The sequence below is a fragment of the Niallia sp. Marseille-Q9988 genome (genome assembly GCF_976954375.1).
The window spans coordinates 296198-316784 of the sequence record NZ_CDRJSZ010000005.1; the positions used below are offsets into that span (position 1 = coordinate 296198).

21 protein-coding genes and 1 other annotated feature are annotated in these 20587 nt (G+C 35.4%); all 21 genes read left to right on the forward strand.

All coding sequences use genetic code 11. The features are described from left to right. Window positions 1-101 precede the first annotated feature (101 nt). The 21 genes from ACWNMZ_RS11290 (at window position 102) to ACWNMZ_RS11390 (ending at window position 20448) form a co-directional block, all read left to right on the forward strand. On the forward strand, window positions 102-881 hold the full coding sequence (locus ACWNMZ_RS11290; RefSeq protein WP_031534303.1) for a cell division protein FtsQ/DivIB: 780 nt from the start codon (window positions 102-104) through the stop codon (window positions 879-881). Then, window positions 871-1569 carry a DUF881 domain-containing protein gene (locus ACWNMZ_RS11295; RefSeq protein WP_235251098.1) on the forward strand — a complete coding sequence of 233 codons (699 nt, stop codon included), beginning with the start codon at window positions 871-873 and terminating at the stop codon, window positions 1567-1569. The genes ACWNMZ_RS11290 and ACWNMZ_RS11295 overlap by 11 nt, the downstream gene beginning before the upstream one ends. Before the next feature lie 55 nt (window positions 1570-1624). After that, a complete protein-coding gene (locus ACWNMZ_RS11300) occupies window positions 1625-2332 on the forward strand; it encodes a DUF881 domain-containing protein (protein ID WP_235251224.1) in 708 nt (235 codons plus the stop codon). Continuing rightward, window positions 2332-2697 carry a small basic family protein gene (locus ACWNMZ_RS11305; RefSeq protein WP_031534310.1) on the forward strand — a complete coding sequence of 122 codons (366 nt, stop codon included), beginning with the start codon at window positions 2332-2334 and terminating at the stop codon, window positions 2695-2697. The genes ACWNMZ_RS11300 and ACWNMZ_RS11305 overlap by 1 nt, the downstream gene beginning before the upstream one ends. 344 nt (window positions 2698-3041) lie before the next feature. After that, entirely contained in the window at window positions 3042-4325 is a 1284-nt protein-coding gene (gene ftsA, locus ACWNMZ_RS11310) for a cell division protein FtsA (RefSeq protein ID WP_235251091.1), read from the forward strand. Window positions 4326-4498: 173 nt separating this feature from the next. Further along, window positions 4499-5665 (forward strand): cell division protein FtsZ, encoded by a 1167-nt coding sequence (gene ftsZ, locus ACWNMZ_RS11315; protein ID WP_031534313.1) that lies wholly within the window; start codon window positions 4499-4501, stop codon window positions 5663-5665. Window positions 5666-6143: 478 nt separating this feature from the next. Next, complete coding sequence (gene spoIIGA, locus ACWNMZ_RS11320) at window positions 6144-7076, forward strand: sigma-E processing peptidase SpoIIGA (RefSeq protein WP_031534315.1); 933 nt, start codon at window positions 6144-6146, stop codon at window positions 7074-7076. Between the two features lie 45 nt (window positions 7077-7121). Beyond that, window positions 7122-7841, forward strand: a complete 720-nt coding sequence (gene sigE / locus ACWNMZ_RS11325; RefSeq protein ID WP_016201019.1) for an RNA polymerase sporulation sigma factor SigE — start codon at window positions 7122-7124, stop codon at window positions 7839-7841. Window positions 7842-7991: 150 nt separating this feature from the next. Then, window positions 7992-8771 (forward strand): RNA polymerase sporulation sigma factor SigG, encoded by a 780-nt coding sequence (gene sigG, locus ACWNMZ_RS11330; RefSeq protein ID WP_251627345.1) that lies wholly within the window; start codon window positions 7992-7994, stop codon window positions 8769-8771. A gap of 337 nt (window positions 8772-9108) precedes the next feature. Further along, on the forward strand, window positions 9109-9951 hold the full coding sequence (gene pgeF / locus ACWNMZ_RS11335; protein ID WP_251627344.1) for a peptidoglycan editing factor PgeF: 843 nt from the start codon (window positions 9109-9111) through the stop codon (window positions 9949-9951). Then, window positions 9935-10612 (forward strand): YggS family pyridoxal phosphate-dependent enzyme, encoded by a 678-nt coding sequence (locus ACWNMZ_RS11340; protein WP_031534322.1) that lies wholly within the window; start codon window positions 9935-9937, stop codon window positions 10610-10612. Before pgeF ends, ACWNMZ_RS11340 begins: the two co-directional genes overlap by 17 nt. 12 nt (window positions 10613-10624) lie before the next feature. Further along, window positions 10625-11116 (forward strand): cell division protein SepF, encoded by a 492-nt coding sequence (locus ACWNMZ_RS11345; RefSeq protein ID WP_251627343.1) that lies wholly within the window; start codon window positions 10625-10627, stop codon window positions 11114-11116. A 6-nt stretch (window positions 11117-11122) separates the two neighbouring features. Then, window positions 11123-11386 carry a YggT family protein gene (locus ACWNMZ_RS11350; RefSeq protein ID WP_031534325.1) on the forward strand — a complete coding sequence of 88 codons (264 nt, stop codon included), beginning with the start codon at window positions 11123-11125 and terminating at the stop codon, window positions 11384-11386. A gap of 54 nt (window positions 11387-11440) precedes the next feature. Continuing rightward, window positions 11441-12214: a YlmH family RNA-binding protein gene (locus tag ACWNMZ_RS11355; protein ID WP_031534327.1), complete on the forward strand. Its 774-nt coding sequence runs from the start codon at window positions 11441-11443 to the stop codon at window positions 12212-12214. Between the two features lie 203 nt (window positions 12215-12417). Beyond that, window positions 12418-12915 (forward strand): DivIVA domain-containing protein, encoded by a 498-nt coding sequence (locus ACWNMZ_RS11360; RefSeq protein ID WP_016201026.1) that lies wholly within the window; start codon window positions 12418-12420, stop codon window positions 12913-12915. Between the two features lie 58 nt (window positions 12916-12973). Then, window positions 12974-13203, forward strand: a binding site (T-box leader). A 125-nt stretch (window positions 13204-13328) separates the two neighbouring features. Beyond that, window positions 13329-16088 (forward strand): isoleucine--tRNA ligase, encoded by a 2760-nt coding sequence (gene ileS / locus ACWNMZ_RS11365; RefSeq protein WP_251627342.1) that lies wholly within the window; start codon window positions 13329-13331, stop codon window positions 16086-16088. A 327-nt stretch (window positions 16089-16415) separates the two neighbouring features. Beyond that, the gene (locus ACWNMZ_RS11370; RefSeq protein WP_031534331.1) at window positions 16416-16697 is read left to right on the forward strand and encodes a hypothetical protein; all 282 of its coding nucleotides are present in this window, start codon (window positions 16416-16418) and stop codon (window positions 16695-16697) included. Between the two features lie 92 nt (window positions 16698-16789). Continuing rightward, on the forward strand, window positions 16790-17323 hold the full coding sequence (lspA, locus tag ACWNMZ_RS11375; RefSeq protein ID WP_081836525.1) for a signal peptidase II: 534 nt from the start codon (window positions 16790-16792) through the stop codon (window positions 17321-17323). After that, complete coding sequence (locus ACWNMZ_RS11380; RefSeq protein ID WP_031534334.1) at window positions 17292-18203, forward strand: RluA family pseudouridine synthase; 912 nt, start codon at window positions 17292-17294, stop codon at window positions 18201-18203. Before lspA ends, ACWNMZ_RS11380 begins: the two co-directional genes overlap by 32 nt. Before the next feature lie 197 nt (window positions 18204-18400). Next, window positions 18401-18943, forward strand: a complete 543-nt coding sequence (gene pyrR / locus ACWNMZ_RS11385) for a bifunctional pyr operon transcriptional regulator/uracil phosphoribosyltransferase PyrR (RefSeq protein WP_031534336.1) — start codon at window positions 18401-18403, stop codon at window positions 18941-18943. Between the two features lie 179 nt (window positions 18944-19122). Continuing rightward, complete coding sequence (locus ACWNMZ_RS11390; protein ID WP_031534338.1) at window positions 19123-20448, forward strand: solute carrier family 23 protein; 1326 nt, start codon at window positions 19123-19125, stop codon at window positions 20446-20448. Window positions 20449-20587 lie beyond the last annotated feature (139 nt).

Sequence of the window (20587 nt, forward strand, 5' to 3'; positions counted from 1 at the left end):
AATTTGATTAGAAAGCAAATTTTCGGTTTGCGAATAAAAAGGTGGACAACCTTTGAATGGTTTTTTACTATTTCCTTATTTAAAAATATCGGGGTGATTTTTTGGAAAATGGGAAGGTTGTTTCTTTAGAAGATCGAATTCCAAAATTAAAAGAACAGAGACGAAAAAAGGCGAATCGTCGACTTATTTTCCTTCTCCTTCTATTCTTCCTTATCATCGTTTGCGTTATCTATTTCCAATCACCTTTAAGTCATGTAAAAAAAATCGAAATTACTGGGAATCATTTATATACTTATGAAGACTTAGAGAAAATGAGTGGAATTACAACCGAAACAAATATTTGGACAATCAAAAAAGATCAGTTAGCATCAAAACTGAAAGATGCTGGTGGAATGAAGTCTGCAAAAGTTTCCATCTCTATTCCAAATACTGTTCAAATTGACGTAAAAGAATATAGGAAGATTGCTTACTTTGAAGTGGAGAATGAATTTATTCCGCTTCTAGAAAATGGTGATATGCTACATGATAGAGCGATGACAAACAGTCCCTACGATGCTCCTATTATCAAAGATATAAAGAGCGAAAATGACACTGTCATAACGAAAATAGGGGAGGAATTAAGTAAACTTCCAGCAAGTGTGTATAATGCGATTTCTGAAATAAGGTATACTCCTAAAGATACCGATAAGTGGCATGTTACCGTTTATATGAATGACGGAAATCAAGTATTAGCTTCTTTATCTTCTTTTTCGGATAAAATGGAGCATTATCCATCCATTATTGCACAGCTAAATACAGACAAAAAGGGAGTAATTGATTTAGAAGTAGGTTCTTATTTCAAAGCTTTCGATTCGGAAGGGGAAAAGAAGAGTGAAGACTAATAAAAGAAGAAGAAATGTTATCTTCTCCTTGGTTTTTCTCGTACTTGGATTTATGATTTCCTTTTCGTATCAAAATACAAAAAAGGACGAAAAGCAAGAAATTAGTGAGAGCCAATTTGAAAGAGATTTGGAATTGCGGAACGAATTAATAGAGCAGGAAGAAAAAAATAACGATCTTTATAAGGAATTAAAGGAATCCCAAAAGAAACTTGTTCAATTAGAGAAGAATCTTTCGAATGAAGCAGATACCTATTCTAACTTAGCAGAAGATGCCCAAAAGTATCGTATCTATTTAGGAAAAGTTGCTGTAAAAGGAGAAGGGGTGCAAATTACCTTAGAAGATGGAGAATATAATCCAAAGGAAGATAGTGTGAATAATTACTTGGTCCATGAACATCATGTGTTTAAAGTGATTAATGAGCTATATGTTTCAGGTGCACAAGCAATTAGTATCAACGGGCAAAGACTATCCCATAATTCATATATTCTCTGTAATGGACCGGTAATTGAAGTGGATGGTTACCAACACCCTGCTCCATTTGTTATTACGGCAATCGGTGATAGCGATGTATTAGAAGGTGCAATCAATATTAATGGTGGTGTAAAAGATTTGTTAGTAAATGATAATGTTAGATTTAGCCTGGAAAAAAAACGGTCGATTCAAATGGAACCTTTGAAAGTAAATTAACAGTAAGTATGATGAGTAGAAAGTATGATGCGCTTTGAATAAGAATTTTATAACAATGACTGGAATAACGCTTATTGTCGGATTTATGATTGCAGTACAATTTCAGACAATAAAAGAACCGGTAGTACGGGATACAAGAGATACATGGGAACTAAGAGAAGATTTAATAAATGAAAAAAAATTAGAATTGCAGCTTATTAATGAAATTCGATCGATAAACGCAAAATTAGATGAGTATGAAAATGAAACCTCTGAAAGTAAAGCAGAGGTATTAAAGGTTACGCTAAAAGAATTAAAGCAGGAAGCTGGTTTAACAGAAGTAACAGGAAATGGAATCATCTTAAAAATTGCATCTGTTAATACAGAAATTCTATTAGGGGAAGAACCTGGAGAAGTGACATCTGAATTATTACAGCGATTGGTAAATGAGTTGAATTTATATGGGGCAGAGGAGATAGCGATCAATGATAATCGCTATGTGAATACAACTGTTATCCGTGAAATAAATAATGTGTTAAAAATGGATGGAAATCCCCTTAATCAGCTGCCGATTGAAATAAAGGTAATAGCGAAAGATGCTAGTACTGCAGAAAAATTGTTTAACTACATGAAGGTTTCTAAATCAGCAGATGAATTTTTTGTTTCCAATCTTTTATTAAATGTAGAAAAGCCAGAGAAGGCAATCACGATTCCAGCATACAGTAAGGCTGTTACTATCCATAATATGGAGCCTGCAAATACAAATGAAGGAGGCGATTCATAATGTGGCTTCCTATATTTGGGTTGATTGTTGGGCTTGTCTTTGGACTATTAACCGATATAAAAGTACCAGAAGAATATGCGAATTATTTATCGATTGCAGTTTTAGCAGCATTGGACACCTTATTCGGTGGGATTCGAGCACATCTGCAAAATATTTTTGATGAAAAGGTGTTTGTAACAGGCTTCTTTTTTAATATTGTCCTTGCAGCAAGTTTAGCTTTTCTAGGTGTTCATCTTGGTGTAGACTTATACTTAGCGGCGATTTTTGCATTTGGTGTGAGACTATTTCAAAACATTGCTGTAATTAGAAGTATTATTTTAAAGAAATCAAATACTAATTCTCCCGAAAAAATTGAAAAAAGTTGACAGAGAAAAAAGGGAATATATTAGTTTTGGCGAATAATTTAAATATTAATAGAAATGTCAAAGTGAATGATGAAATTCCTTTAATGAATAAGTAATTAGTCCTATTTATAGTAAAAAAGTCTAAAATCTTATTGACACTAAGTGAAAACTTAGTGAAAATATGGTGTTGCCTGGTATACAATAGAATAGTTAAAGATGAAATTTATCTTATATCTTATGTATATCAAAAAACGATGAAAATAGAAGACGTTACTTCTTAATAAAAATGTTAAAATTTTATTTTTCTACTGTATGACATAATTTGTTGTTCACTTTATTTAAAATGCAAAAGGAGGTGCCCGAGAATGAACAGCAATGAACTTTATGTAAGTCTAGACATCGGTACATCCAGCATAAAAGTTATCATTGGCGAGATGATTAACGAATCTTTAAATATTATTGGTGTAGGCATCGTTCCATCAGAAGGTTTAAAAAAAGGTTCAATTGTGGATATAGATGAAACCGTTCATTCTATTCGACAGGCAATAGAGCAAGCCGAAAGAATGGTTGGGATGGAAATAAAACAAGTAATTGTTGGCGTTTCGGGAAATCATGTAAATCTGCAAACTTCACGTGGGGTAGTTGCAGTTTCTAGTGAAAATCGCGAAATTACAATTGAGGATGTAATTAGGGTAAAGGATGCAGCACAAGTAGTCTCCATTCCCCCAGAAAAAGAAATTATTGATATTATTCCTAAGCAATTTATTGTTGATGGATTAGACGAAATTACCGATCCAAGAGGAATGATAGGTGTACGACTGGAAATGGAAGGTACCATAATAACAGGGAGTAAAACCATACTACATAACACCTTAAGATGTGTGGAAAGAGCCGGACTTGAAATTCAGGATATTTCCTTGCAGCCACTTGCTTCAGGCTCCTTCGCACTTTCAAAAGATGAAAAAAACTTAGGGGTTGCTTTAATAGATATTGGCGGTGGTTCCACCACAATTGCTGTATTTGAAAATGGTTTTCTTAAAGCAACTAGTGTAATTCCTATAGGAGGAGACCACATCACAAAAGATTTATCGATTGGTCTTCGTACTACGACAGAAGATGCAGAAAAAATCAAGATAAAGTATGGATATGCCTTTTATGATCATGCTTCTGAAGAGGAGGTATTTAGTGTTCCTATTATAGGAAGCGATCAGCATCAACAATTTAATCAATTAGAGATTTCTGATATCATAGAAGCTAGATTAGAAGAAATCTTTGAACTGGTTGGTCACGAACTAGTGAGACACAGTGTATACGATCTTCCAGGAGGATTCGTATTAACTGGTGGGGTTGCTAGTACAAAAGGAATTTTAGAATTGGCACAAGATGTTTTCCAAAGCCGTGTTAGAATTGCTATTCCTGATTATATTGGAGTAAGAGAGCCACAATATACTACTGCTGTTGGGTTAATTAAATTCTCCTATAAAAATAGTAAACTTCAAGGTGGAAATATCCATAATCCTGTCACCGTTCCTGCTGAAAATAGGGAAAAAGTTCAAAAACAAGCAACCCAAAAACCAGCATATGAGAAAAAACAAGTTGAGAAGGAACCTTCAAAGTTTAAGAAATTTATGGGTTATTTCTTCGATTAATGAATGGCTTTAATAGGATGGACATGTTTTAATAAAAAGAACTTCGAGAAGGCTGAGAGTCGTTTAGGGTCAGTCTAGGTATATTTTTAAATGGTATGTTACTCCATATCACCAAGACTTGAGATGCGGACAGTTCGATACTGCTGAATATCGACGAATTAGGAGGATTTGTCATGTTGGAATTTGATACAAATATAGATTCACTAGCTGTAATAAAGGTAATAGGAGTAGGTGGCGGTGGTAATAACGCTGTTAACCGAATGATTGAACATGGTGTTCAAGGGGTAGAGTTTATTGCTGTGAATACAGATGCACAAGCATTAAATTTATCGAAAGCAGAAATAAAAATGCAAATTGGCGGCAAGTTGACGAGAGGCCTTGGTGCAGGTGCCAATCCTGAAGTAGGAAAGAAGGCTGCTGAGGAAAGCAAAGAACAAATTGAAGAGGCTTTAAAGGGAGCAGATATGGTCTTTGTAACGGCTGGAATGGGTGGAGGAACTGGTACAGGTGCTGCACCAGTTATCGCTCAAATCGCTCATGACTTAGGTGCTTTAACAGTCGGAGTGGTAACAAGACCATTCACTTTTGAAGGAAGAAAAAGATCTACCCACGCTGCAAGTGGTATTACGTCACTAAAAGACGCAGTGGATACGTTAATTGTAATTCCAAATGACCGCTTACTTGAAATTGTAGATAAATCAACTCCAATGCTTGAAGCGTTTAGAGAAGCAGATAATGTATTGCGTCAAGGTGTACAAGGTATTTCTGACTTAATTGCAACACCAGGTCTAATTAACTTAGACTTCGCTGATGTAAAAACTATTATGGTAAACAAAGGTTCAGCTCTTATGGGTATAGGGGTTGCTTCTGGAGAAAATCGTGCAGCTGAAGCAGCGAAAAAAGCAATTTCTTCTCCACTTCTTGAGACTTCTATTGACGGAGCACAAGGGGTATTAATGAATATCACTGGCGGATCGAATTTAAGCTTGTATGAAGTACAAGAGGCAGCAGATATTGTTGCATCAGCTTCAGATCAAGATGTAAATATGATTTTTGGTTCTGTTATCAATGATAATTTAAAAGATGAAATAGTTGTTACTGTAATTGCTACAGGCTTCAACCAAGACTTATCTCAACCACAGCAAGGCAGACCTGGATTTGGAGGGTTAAAGCCAAATGCCAATAATGCAAGCCAAAACAGCAATCAAGCTAATACTAGAGAACCTAAAAGAGAAGAACCAAATGTTCAAAAAGAACAACCGAGAAGTACAAACGTACAACAAACAGAGGATACTTTAGATATCCCAACCTTCTTAAGAAATAGAAACCGCAGAAGATAATTACTTCTGTAGCAAAAACCTTTCTGTTATTTTTACAATAATGGAGAGGTTTTTTATTTTGCAGGCTAGATTTTTTAAGCTAGCTATAAAAATCCCCTTTTTAATTGCATTCATCCATTATCCCTTTTTCTCATTTTCCATTTAATATTGCTTAGAATTATTAAAAAAACTGATAATATTTCGCTAGAACTAAAAAATATTCAGTTAGGAGATATAGTGACAAAAACCGTTAGAAATAGAGGAAATTTCTGATTTTTTGATTACAGAAAGTGACAGAATTTCAAGAACAAGTACGTTATACTTTTTCGTAACAGATTAATAGAGAGAAGATTTACTTCTTTTGTGGCTTTGGCGATGATCCCTTTTTCATTTGCAAGAACTGTGAGGATCTTGATTGCTTTCTAGTTATAATGCAGATGAATAAGGATAAGGTCAGTCATTTACAAAGCTTCGATGAAGGAGAGGAGGAGTTACATGTTTGGCCATTTATCTAGATGTAATATGGCTATTAAATTTTCTATTTGACAGTTTATTACTATATTTAACTGGAATTCTTTTAAAGAAAAAAATCATTCATTGGAGAATTTTGCTTGGAGGATTCATTGGTTCCCTAATTATTTTGTTATCCATCACATCGCTTAGTCCCTATACAAGTCATCCTGTATCAAAGCTACTATTTTCGATCATCATGGTAGCAACTGCTTTTGGATATAAGCGATTTCGCACCTATCTTCAAGCGTTGATGATTTTTTACTTAGCTACCTTTTTAATTGGAGGAACATTGATAGGCGCCCATTATTTTATACAGTTTGATTTTCAACTGTCTTCTTCCGTCCTTCTTGCAAGTGTAAAAGGATTTGGTGATCCTATTAGTTGGCTATTTGTCCTTCTTGGCTTTCCTGTTGCCTGGTACTTTTCACGCAGAAATGTGGAAGGGATTGAAGTTACAAAGATTCAATATGAGCAAATAATTGATGTGATTTTTCAAATTGGTGGAAAAGAGTTTTCGGTAAAGGGATTGGTGGATAGCGGAAATCAAGTATATGATCCAATCTCTCGTCTTCCGGTTATGTTTGTTTCCTTGAAGAATATCGGAAATGATATGCCGGCAGAATTAATTCGTTTATCAGAGCAGCCAGAACAGGTTATTTATGGAAGTGAGCCAATTGCTCCAGAGTGGGAAAGTAAGATGCGCATTATTCCATATAAAGTAGTCGGCAAGGATCACCAACTAATTATAGCAGTGAAACCAGATGTTTTGCTGTTGAAAAAAGAGCAGGAAGTAACTATTGTTGAAAAAGGATTGATTTCGTTTACAAACCAAGTTCTCTCTGCTGAGGATGCATTTGATTGTATTGTTCATCCGAAAATGCTATTAGGGAAAAAATCAGTGGAGGAAAAGGTTAGTTAATATACTATACTCACGAAAAACATCGTTTAGAAGGAGGAAATGCACATGAAGAAATGGAAGCTTCGCTTATCTTATTATTGGTACAAATTTTTAATTAAAATTGGATTGAAAACAGACGAAGTATTTTATATTGGTGGAAGTGAAGCACTGCCTCCTCCGTTAACGAAAGAAGAAGAAGAAATGCTTTTGGAAAAACTTCCAAAAGGGGATCAAGCAGCTCGCTCGATGCTTATTGAGAGAAATTTGCGTCTTGTTGTTTATATTGCGAGGAAGTTCGAAAACACGGGTATTAATATTGAAGACCTAATTAGTATTGGCACCATTGGATTAATTAAGGCGGTTAATACATTTAATCCAGAGAAAAAAATTAAACTTGCCACATATGCCTCCAGATGTATTGAAAACGAAATATTGATGTATTTGCGGAGAAATAATAAAATTCGCTCAGAAGTTTCATTTGATGAGCCGTTGAATATTGATTGGGATGGAAATGAACTACTTCTATCAGATGTGATGGGAACAGAAGATGATATTATTACGAAGGATTTAGATGCAAGTGTGGATAAAAAGCTCTTGGTAAAAGCATTACATCAACTTTCTAAAAGAGAAAAACAAATCATGGAATTACGGTTTGGTTTAGGAACAGGAGAAGAAAAAACCCAAAAAGATGTAGCAGACATGCTAGGCATTTCTCAATCGTATATTTCCAGATTAGAAAAGAGAATTATTAAGAGACTTCAAAAAGAATTTAATAAAATGGTTTAAAATTTTTCCGTTTAGAAATCCTTGTCCCACATAATTTCAACTGAAATTAGCGTAAATTGGAAATTTAACAAAAATTCTTCTCATGCATATTTTTCCTTCTCGGGGAGATACTGTTTTTTGTACAGCAGCTCCTGTGAGGAGGGAAATAGATTGACTCGAAATAAAGTAGAAATTTGCGGTGTTGATACATCAAAGCTTCCAGTGTTAAAAAACGAAGAAATGAGATTGCTCTTCAAGCAAATGCATGAGGGAGATATATCCGCAAGAGAAAGTCTCGTAAATGGAAATCTCCGCCTCGTATTAAGTGTGATTCAACGATTTAATAATCGAGGAGAATTCGTGGATGACTTATTTCAAGTGGGTTGTATTGGTCTAATGAAATCTATCGATAATTTTGATTTAAGTCAAAACGTAAAGTTTTCCACCTATGCTGTCCCGATGATTATTGGTGAAATTCGCAGGTATCTCCGCGATAATAATCCAATTAGGGTTTCCAGATCTCTGAGAGACGTTGCTTATAAGGCACTACAGGTCAGAGAAAGGTTGATGAATAAAACATCAAAAGAACCGACAGCTGAGGAAATTGCCAAAGAGTTAGACATTCCCCATGAGGATATTGTTTTTGCGTTAGATGCTATTCAAGATCCAGTGTCTCTTTTTGAACCAATATATAATGATGGTGGAGATCCAATTTATGTAATGGACCAATTAAGTGACGAAAAAAATAAGGACATACAATGGGTGGAAGAATTGGCATTAAAAGAAGGAATGCGCCGATTAAATGATCGAGAAAAAATGATTTTGCGAAAGCGATTTTTCCAAGGCAAAACACAAATGGAAGTTGCAGATGAAATCGGCATCTCACAAGCGCAAGTCTCAAGATTGGAAAAAGCTGCTATCAAACAAATGAATAAAAATATTCAAAGCTAAAATAGGAATAGCGGGTTAGACTTCTTAAAGTATGATACTTTAATGATTGTCTAACCTTTTCTATTGGAAAAATGCTATTTTTAATAAAATGCATAAATAATTATAGAAATGGATCATGCGAGTTTTGAGTGCTAGTTTAACTAATAGTGACTTTGCTATCCATTAGGTAACGAAATAAGACGCCACCAATTAGCATAGTTAATTTAGAAGATTCTCGGATTAGAAAAAATAACCCCCATTTTATAAAATGCAATCTTATTTCCAAAGAAAATCATGTTTTTCTGTGACCAATTATAGGTCCATATGGTAAACTAAAACAAAAAGATGGGGTTAGATAATGGAACCTTTTACTTTACAAAATAAACAGTTTTTCAATCTTGATTTATGGGAGCAGCAGTTCCCAAATTTATTAGCTGGTTTCACAACAAAAAATGATGGGAAAAGTAAAGGCGATTATGCTAGTTTAAATATGGCGTTTCATGTGAATGATCAGAAGGAAACGGTTATAGCTAACCGCGATGAGGTAGCGCGAAAGTTAATGTTTCCTTTGGAACGATGGGTTGGTGCAGAACAAACGCATAAAGTCCATATTGCCAAAGTGACAAATGATCATTTAGGTATGGGTGCTAAAGATTATGAAAGTGCGTTAAAGGATACAGATGGTTTTTTTACTTTAGAAAAAAATATATTATTAACTCTATGTTTTGCAGATTGTGTTCCGTTATATTTTATTCATCCCGTTACAAAGGCAATTGGGATTGCACATGCAGGCTGGCAAGGGACGGTTAAAGGCATTGCTAGGGAAATGATCAATGTATTTGCTTCACACGGTATACCTGTTGATGAGGTGCTTACTGTTATTGGTCCTTCCATTACAGATCGTCATTATATAGTGGATGACCGAGTCATCAATGAAATAGATATGGTGATACATTCTCAAGCGAAGTCATATACGACTGTTTCTCCGGGGCAATACAGACTGAATTTACAAGAAGCAAATAAGCAGATTTTATTAGAAGCAGGAGTGCTGGAAAGCAATATTCATCTAACTAATTATTGTACCTATGAAGATGACGCTTATTTTTTCTCTCATAGAAGGGATAAGGGGAAAACAGGAAGAATGATGAGTTATATTGGATGGAGAGAGGAAGAAGGAAACGAAAATGTTAGTGAAAGATAATCTTAGTGTTATAAAGCAGGAAATTGCGCATGCGTGTGAAAAAGTAAATCGGAATCCAGAAGAGATAACACTTATTGCTGTGACAAAGTATGTTACAATAGAGCGAGCACAAGAAGCGTTAGATGCTGGAATTGTTCATCTAGGTGAAAATCGTGAAGAAGGCTTACTGGCAAAGTATGAAGTTCTTCAGGACAAGCCAATTTGGCATTTTATTGGATCATTGCAGACTAGAAAAGTAAAAGGTATTATAGATTATGTAGACTATATTCACTCTTTGGATCGACTATCTTTGGCAAAAGAAATACATAAAAGAGCGAATCGTACCATAAAGTGTTTTGTACAGGTTAATGTTTCGAAAGAAGAATCGAAGCATGGAATGGAACCAGAAGAAGTAATTGATTTTGTGAAACAATTATCCAACTATCCAAATGTTCAAGTAGTTGGATTAATGACAATGGCACCATTTACAGAAGATAAATTATTACTTCGTCAATGCTTTCAAAAATTAAAAAGCATTCAAGAAGATGTAAAAGGATTACAATTACCATATGCTCCATGCACAGAGCTTTCTATGGGCATGTCGAATGATTATTCCATTGCGATCGAAGAGGGAGCAACGATGATAAGAATTGGAACTGCTTTAGTAGGAAGCGAGAAATAGGAGGCAAGTGAAATGAGTATAAAATCGAAAATAAAAACGTTCTTTTTTTTAGAAGATGAAGATTACGAAGAAGAGCAAGCTAACTATCAAGACGAGCCAAGCGAGCCTGCTAGACATTATAAACAGCCTGTTCAGCAAAATTATCATAATCAGCAAAATCAACATGTTCAACAGCCGAAAACTAATAACCAAAATGTAGTAAGTCTACAAAGTATCCAAAAATCATCAAAAGTATTTTTGGTGGAGCCACGGGTATATGCAGAAGCACAGGATATTGCAGATCAGTTGAAAAACCGTCGGGCTGTCGTTGTAAATCTACAGCGGATTGAAAAGGACCAAGGTAAACGAATAGTAGATTTCCTTAGTGGGACTGTTTATGCGATTGGTGGAGATATTCAAAAAATTGGTACAGATATATTTTTATGTACGCCAGATAATGTGGAAGTATCAGGAAATATATCGCAAATCCTGCAGGATGCAGAATACGAAAATACGAGGTGGTAACAACGAATGACATTTATTATTTTAGTTTTAGCAAAATTATTACAGTATTACTCCTATGCTTTAATTATTTACATTCTAATGTCTTGGATTCCAAGTGCACGCGAAACATCTATTGGTGTTTTTCTTGCAAAAGTCTGTGAGCCCTACTTAGAAGTTTTCCGGAGAGTTATTCCGCCAATTGGTATGCTAGATATTTCACCGATTGTTGCTATCTTTGTTTTAAACCTTGCTGGAATGGGAATTCAGCAATTAGGAATGTGGTTTATATAAGTATTTAAGAGGGCTAATATAGCCCTTTTTCTATGCAAAAAAGGAGCTAAAAACATGTCAATCTATCAACATTTTCGTCCTGAAGAAAGAGACTTTATCGATCAAGTAGAAAATTGGCGAAGCTATGTCGAGAATACCTATGCCCCGAAATTAACCGATTTTTTAGATCCAAGAGAACAAAAAGTCCTCGGTATGATTATTGGTGAGCATCATGAGGTAAAGTTTCAATTTTTTGGAGGACATGATCAGGCAGAAAGAAAACGGGCACTTCTATACCCTGAATATTACGAGGCAGACATAAAGGATTTTAACTTGACTTTATTAGAAGTGAATTATCCAAAGAAATTTGTCACTATTGAGCATCCCCATATTTTAGGTAGCTTAATGTCGCTTGGGTTAAATCGTAATAAATTCGGTGATATTTTGGTTGTAGATGAGGAAATTCAATTCATTGTTGCAGGAGAAGTCGAGGATTATGTAAGGCTTCAGCTTGAATCGATTGGGAAAGCGAAGATAAGTCTAACAGAAGTTTCATTAGATAAAATAATTTTCAAAGAAGAACATTGGACAGAAATGACGACGACTGTTTCCTCCCTTCGCCTCGACACACTAATTGCAGCAATCTATAATTTTTCAAGAGAAAAAGCAAAGACTTACATTGCACAAGGACTTGTAAAAGTGAATTTTACTTTAATAGAAAATGTTGCATTTATATGTGAAGAAGGAGATGTGTTTTCTGTTCGGGGAGAAGGACGAGCTACCATTAAATCCATTGAAGGAAAAACGAAAAAAGATAAATGGAGGGTAGTGGTAGGTAAATTGAAATAGATAATAAGAAGGAAGATAAGGTCCCATAATTTTTCCTGCAAACAAAAAACATAGTTTTTTTATTGTCTATATATGTTACAATATTTTTTAGTAGCATTATTTTTCACGTTTCTTCTTATTTTTTAAAAATAATGCAGGAAATCCGGTAATACTGTCGAAATTAGGATGATACATAAAGAAATCGAAGTTTGGGAGGTGGCTTTATGCCATTAACGCCGTTAGATATTCATAACAAGGAATTTGCCAAAGGCTTCCGTGGTTATGATGAAGATGAAGTAAATGAATTTCTTGACCAGGTAATTAAAGATTATGAAAATATTATCCGTGAGAAAAAAGAACTAGAAGAAAGATTAAATGAGTTAACGGACCGTATCGGCCACTATAATAACATTGAAGAAACGTTAAATAAATCCATTGTAGTAGCACAAGAAGCTGCCGAAGAAGTTAAGCGAAATGCACAAAAAGAGGCAAAACTAATTATTAAAGAAGCAGAAAAAAATGCTGATCGCATTGTCAATGAATCGCTATCGAAAGCTAGAAAGATTGCTCTTGAAATTGAAGAATTGAAAAAGCAATCAAAAGTATTCCGTACTCGATTCAAAATGCTAATTGAAGCACAATTAGATATGCTTAATAATGATGATTGGGATCATTTATTAGAATATGAATTAGATGCATCTGAATTAAATTCAACAAAATAATTCCCAAGTCTTGACGAATGATGGATTGATGAAATATAATTTTTCACAAATAGATATTCATGTAGCGTTGATAGGGATAGTAGATTTCCGTGAAACTTAAAGTAGCGAATCAGGGGCGGTGTAAGCCTGATATAAGTTGGAAGTTGAAAATCACCCTTGAGTCCTTTTCTGAAATAGAAGTAAGAAAAGGCGGTTCATTGCCGTTAAAAAATGTCTAAGTGGATAAGAGTTCTTTTTATCTATAAGGGTGGTACCGCGGGAACCTTTAAAAACCTTCTCGTCCCTTTCATGGGGATGAGAAGGTTTTTTGCTGTGTATACTGATTCTAAAAAAGCAGAAATGTCTATAATAGAATACGGAATATATTGCTTGCATACATGATGAAAAAAAGATAATAATGTTGGAGGAAGAAAATGGAATATAAAGATACGTTGCTGATGCCAAAAACAGCCTTTCCGATGAGAGGGAATTTACCAAATCGCGAGCCTGATATGCAAGCGAAATGGAAAGAAATGAATATTTACGAAAAAGTTCAAGACCGTACAAAAGGACGTCCAATGTTTGTTCTTCATGATGGCCCACCATATGCAAACGGTGATATACATATTGGACATGCGCTGAATAAAATTTTAAAAGACTTTATTGTTCGTTATAAATCCATGACAGGCTTTCAAGCACCATATGTGCCTGGTTGGGATACACATGGACTTCCTATTGAACAAGCTTTAACGAATAAAGGCGTTAAACGTAAAGAAATGACCGTTGCAGAATTCCGTAAGTTATGTGAAGAATATGCTTTAGAACAAATTGACAGTCAAAGAGAACAGTTTAAGCGCTTAGGTGTTCGTGGTGATTGGGAGAACCCATATATAACGCTAAAGCCTGCCTATGAAGCACAACAAATAAAAGTGTTTGGAGAAATGGCGAAAAAAGGCTATATCTATAAAGGCAAAAAACCAGTTTATTGGTCTCCAACAAGTGAATCAGCTCTTGCAGAAGCAGAAATTGAATATAAAGACAAAAAGTCTCCATCCATATATGTTGGATTCAAAGTGAAGGATGGAAAAGGAGTATTGGCAAGTGATGTACAAATTGTTATTTGGACAACTACACCTTGGACTATTCCTGCAAACTTAGGTATTTCTGTTCATCCTACTTTGACGTATGTAGTCGTCGAGGAAAAAGGAAGCAAGTATCTTGTTGCACAAGATTTATTAGAAAGCGTTAAAACAGAGATTGGTTGGGAAGAGGCGAATGTTGTTCAAGAAGTAAAAGGTGCAGAGCTCGAGAACATTTTAGCAGCTCATCCAATTTATGGACGTGATTCTTTAGTAATGCTAGGGGAGCATGTAACAACAGATGCTGGTACTGGATGTGTTCATACAGCACCAGGACACGGGGAAGATGACTTCCTAGTTGGTCAAAAATATGGATTAGAAGTTCTTTGTCCTGTCGATGATAAAGGGGTTATGACAGAAGAGGCACCTGGATTTGAAGGGTTATTCTATGATAAAGCAAATAAGCCAATTACAGAAAAGCTTGAAGAAGTTGGCGCATTATTAAAGCTTCAATTTATCACACACTCTTATCCACATGACTGGAGAACGAAAAAACCAGTTATTTTCCGAGCGACAGCACAATGGTTTGCTTCTATTAAAGACTTTAGAAATGATCTATTAGATGCAATTAAAGAAACACAATGGGTACCTGCATGGGGCGAAACTAGATTGTATAATATGGTTCGTGATCGCGGGGACTGGTGTATTTCTCGACAACGTGCTTGGGGTGTGCCAATTCCTGTATTCTATGCAGAAAATGGTGACAGTATTATTACTGATGAAACAATTGAGCATATCTCGAATTTATTTAGAGAAAATGGTTCCAATATTTGGTTTGAAAAGTCAGCTAAGGAATTATTGCCTGAAGGATTTACACATCCAGGCAGCCCAAATGGGGAATTTACGAAAGAAACAGATATTATGGATGTTTGGTTTGATTCTGGTTCTTCTCATCAAGCTGTATTGTTAGAAAGAGAGGATCTGCAACGTCCTGCTGATTTATATCTAGAAGGTTCTGACCAATATCGTGGTTGGTTTAACTCTTCCCTATCTACAAGTGTTGCAGTAACTGGAAAGGCGCCTTATAAGGCTGTTTTAAGCCATGGATTCGTATTAGATGGAGAAGGACGCAAAATGAGTAAATCATTAGGGAATGTCATGATACCTGCAAAAGTAATGAACCAATTAGGTGCAGATATTTTACGCTTATGGGTAGCATCTGTAGACTTCCAAGCAGATGTACGTGTATCTGATGCTATTTTAAAACAAGTAACAGAAGGATATCGTAAAATCAGAAATACTTTCCGTTTCTTATTAGGAAACCTTGCTGATTTTAACCCAGAAACAGATGCTCTTTCTTATGAGGAATTACGTGAAGTGGATCAATTTATGATGATCAAGCTAAATAAGCTCATTAAAACGGTGACAGAATCCTATGATAAATATGAATTCTCTACTATTTATCATAATATTAATAATTTCTGTACATTGGATTTAAGTGCATTCTATCTTGATTTCTCAAAAGATGTCCTTTATATTGAAGCAACAAATAACAAAGAAAGAAGAGCTATTCAAACAGTTCTTTATGAAAGTTTAATCAGCTTAACAAAGTTAGTTGCGCCAATCTTACCACATACTGCTGACGAAGTTTGGGATCATATTTCTTCTGTAAAGGAAGAAAGTGTCCAGTTGACTGATTTCCCTGAATCTACTGTGTATGAAAATAGTGATGCAGTAGAAGAAAAGTGGAATAAATTCTTGGCTGTACGTGACGATGTGCTTAAAGCATTAGAAGAAGCACGTAACCAAAAAGTCATCGGTAAATCCCTTGCTGCGAAAGTAACACTGTATGTGAATGAAGAAGTAGATACACTACTAAATTCTATTCAAGAAAACTTACAGCAATTATTTATCGTATCAGGTTTTGAAATTGCTGGGAAATATGATAATGCACCAGAAGAGGCACTAAAGCTAGAAAATGCTGCAATAGTTGTAGCAAAAGCAGACGGTGAAACATGTGAAAGATGCTGGACTGTTACAACAGACATTGGCACAGTCGAAGCTCATCCAACATTATGTGAAAGATGTGCACATGTAGTAGAAGAAAATTATTAAGAGATAAATTTTAAAAACCGATAAACTTTCAATAGTTTGTCGGTTTTTTTGTGTGTTTAAAAGATAATTTAAAACAAAGAAAAAATGCAAGGAAAAAAGTTTTGTAAAAGCCTTTTATTGGGAAAGGAAAAGAAGAATATATAATTACATAGTGAGAAAGTTATGTCTGTCTATTATCTTGATGCTGGTGGAGTTTTTTATACATAGGTAAGAAAGAGAAATACTTCCACCTCCGTTAATAGTTGTTATGGCTGTTAAATCTTTAATCGGTTTATGTATTCTTCAATGGAAATGCTAAAGATAATTAAAGAAACGGAGGTAATGGAATTGAATTCAACTATTGAAAAGCTTTATACAGAACTCCGTATAACACAAATCGAATTAGCAACGACATTAAGGGTTAAAAGAGACTCGAAAATTAATAAATATATTGAAGAGGAATTAAAAGATGTAGAAGAAACCATGCAAAAACTAGAAAATGGCAATTTCGGAATGTGCGAAATGTCAGGAGAGTTACTTCCTGTTGATTTGCTGGAAATGATTCCAACGATTCGAACGAAAGAGGATATAAATAGCATTCAATCCTATTATAGAAAGTCCATTCATTAAGAGAATAGCTTTTATTCAAAAAGGGGTACTTTACGAAAACAGCCATTTAAAATAATGAACCAAGCTATCGTTTTCAACTGGTTTATGCTAAAATGCTAAAGGAGACTCGAGAATTGGAGGAAACTTTAGTGTTTTATTACATAATTGCAGCTATAATTATTATTCTTGATCAATGGACGAAATGGTTAGTTGTAAAAAATATGGAACTAGGAGAAAGTATCGAAGTAATAAAAGATTTTTTCTATCTGACATCCCATCGTAATAGTGGTGCAGCTTGGGGAATGCTTGAGAATCAAATGGTGTTCTTCTATATTATCACTGTTATCGTTGTAATTGGATTGATTTATTTAATTCAGACAGGTACGAAAGGGAAAATTCTTTATGGTGTTTCTCTTGGTCTTATTTTAGGGGGGGCAATCGGCAATTTTATTGACCGCGCGCGCCATCAATATGTAGTAGACTTTATCAATACGTATATCTTTAATTATGATTTCCCAATATTTAATATTGCAGACTCATCTTTAGTAATTGGCGTTATTTTATTAATCCTAGTTATGCTGAAGGAGGATAGAGACGCAAAGAAGGAGAAGAAACATGGAAAAAAAGGAACATATCATTCAAAGTGAGCAAGTAAATGAACGGATCGACAAAATCGTTTCAATGATTAACAGTGATTGGTCGAGAACACAGGTTCAAGCGTGGATAAAAGACGGTCATGTTACAGTTAATGGGCAAACGGTTAAAACAAAGTATAAAGGTGTTTTAAATGATTTAGTTACAATTGAAGTACCAGAAGCAATCGAACTAGATGTAGAAGCAGAGGAAATGGATTTAGATATTTATTATGAAGATAGTGATGTCATCGTAGTGAATAAACCAAAAGGAATGGTTGTGCACCCAGCTCCTGGACATGTGACAGGTACATTAGTAAATGGCTTGATGGCTCATTGTAAAGATCTTTCCGGTATAAATGGCGTGATGAGACCAGGAATTGTTCATCGAATCGATAAAGATACATCTGGACTATTAATGGTTGCAAAAAATGATGCTGCACATGAGAGTCTTGTTAATCAATTAGTAGCAAAAACAGTAACGAGAAAATATAAAGCATTGGTACATGGTTCTATCCCCCATGATTATGGAACGGTTGAGGCCCCGATTGGCCGTGATACGAAAGATAGACAAAGTATGACGGTTATAGATAAGGGCAAGCATGCTGTTACTCATTTCCATGTGTTAGAAAGAATGGATGGATACACGTTTATCGAATGCCAATTAGAGACAGGACGCACCCATCAAATCCGCGTGCATATGAAGTATATTGGCTATCCACTTGTAGGAGATCCTAAATATGGCCCAAGAAAAACATTGGATATCGGCGGTCAGGCACTGCATGCAGGAATTCTAGGATTTGAACATCCGCGCACAGGGGAATATTTAGAGTTTGAAGCACCACTTCCTAAAGACTATGAGAATATTCTAGATACATTACGAAATAATCGTTGACACGCTTTTAATTTTATATTAAGATAACGTTAGTTGAATAAGTCCTTTAAATCAATCCCGTGAGGTTGAGAAGGAAACGGATCCTAGCTATTTTAAGCAATAGCTATATTGGTATACGTCTATCCTCTCATCCAAAAGGGTGAGAGGATTTTTTTTTTAGAAAATATGATTGAATCACAGCATGGATGGTGAGCGAGATGTCACAAAAGGCACTTGTACTAGACGATCAAGCAATAAGACGAGCATTAACAAGAATTGCTCATGAAATCATCGAGAAAAATAAAGGGATTGAGAATTGTATTCTTGTTGGAATAAGAACAAGAGGTATATACATCGCAAATCGCCTTGCAGAGAAAATTGCTCAAATTGAAGGAAAGCCAATTGAAGTTGGTGAATTGGATATTACTTTATACCGAGATGATTTATCAAAAAAGACGAAAAATGAGGAGCCATTAGTAAAAGGCTCAGATATCCCGAAAGATATACAAGGATTAAAGGTCATCCTAGTAGATGATGTCTTGTATACAGGAAGAACTGTTCGTGCCGGCATGGATGCACTAATGGATATGGGAAGACCAGCATCCATACAGCTTGCGGTCCTAGTAGACAGAGGACATAGAGAACTGCCAATAAGAGCAGATTATGTCGGGAAAAACATTCCTACCTCCAGCTCGGAGAAAATTGTGGTAGAACTTACTGAAGTGGATGGATATGATGAAGTGAATATTTTTGAAAATTAAATAGAGCCCTTTTAATAGCAGTCCTGTGAGGCTGAGAAGGGGAGTTTTTTTCGTCAGGTTTCTTTAAGCCTGTATAAAACCCCTTTTCAGCTGCGCTGAAAAGGGGTTTTATTTATGTAATAGGGGATATTAATAGCAATTATACAAGTAATTTTTTTAAACAGAAAGAGGAGACAGCAATGAACGAATCAAAACCCTTATTAGGAATTAAAGATAAACCAAGTGCCCTTCAGTGGGTAACGTTAAGCTTACAGCATTTATTCGCTATGTTTGGTGCAACAGTGTTAGTACCATTCTTAATAGAAATGAGCCCTGCGGTTGCTTTAGTCTCAAGTGGTGTAGGTACACTCGCATTCTTAATCATTACGCAATTTAAGGTTCCGGCCTACTTAGGATCATCCTTCGCCTTTATCGCACCGGTAATTGCAGCAAAGACAATGCCTGGTGGAGGTATAGGGGCAGCCATGATTGGAACATTTATAGCCGGGATTGTATACGGCATCGTTTCCTTAATCATCAAAAAAGCTGGTTATCGTTGGATTATGAATATCCTACCGCCGATTGTTGTTGGACCAGTAATCATGGTTATCGGGCTAGCATTAGCTTCCACAGCAGTAGGGCAAGCAATGTATGTAAATAATGGCAGTGAGAATCAAGAATATAGTTTGCTTTATATCTCTGTTGCGCTAGTAACCTTACTAGCAACAATACTTTTCACCATGTTTGGCAAGGGAGTATTTAGCTTTATCCCAATCTTAGCAGGAATCGTTGTAGGTTACGTATATGCCTTGCTAGTAGGTGTTGTTAACTTCCAAGAAGTGCTAGATGCAAAATGGTTTGCAATGCCAGATTTTATCTTCCCGTTTGTAGATTATCCTGTAACAATTAATCTTGCGCTACTAACTATTTTTGTACCGGTCGCAATTGTTACATTAACAGAGCATATCGGTCATCAGCTAGTGTTAAGTAAAGTTGTTGGTAAAGATTATATTAAAGATCCTGGATTGCATAGAAGTATTTTGGGAGATGGAACAGCAACTATTCTTTCCGCTTTAATGGGAGGTCCTGCAAAAACAACATATGGCGAAAATATTGGAGTATTAGCAATCACAAGAGTATACAGCGTTTATGTATTAGCAGGAGCTGCAGTACTTGCAATAGGGTTTGGATTTATTGGAAAAATCGCAGCATTAATTCAATCCATCCCCACGCCGGTAATGGGGGGAGTTTCCATCCTTCTATTCGGAATTATCGCTTCCTCTGGATTAAGAATTATTGTAGAAGCAAAGATTGATTTTAATAAAAATCGCAATTTAGTGATTGCATCCGTTATCCTTGTAACAGGAATTGGAGGCTTCTCCATTCATATGGGAGAAAATTTTAAACTAGAAGGAATGGCTTTTGCCGCAATCCTAGGCATTATCTTAAATTTAGTATTGCCAGGTAGAGAAAAAGCAAAGGACGATTTATTCGAAGAACCAATCGCAGTAGACGAAACTAAATAATAACACCTTTTAAACAAGTACAGAGAGACTTATAAGGGTGTCAAAAATGATGCATAGATTGTATGTGCTAGGTTCACTTTGCCTAAATCTATGGAAAATCATGATTTTTGCCGCCCTAACGAGTTGTTAGGGTGGTTTT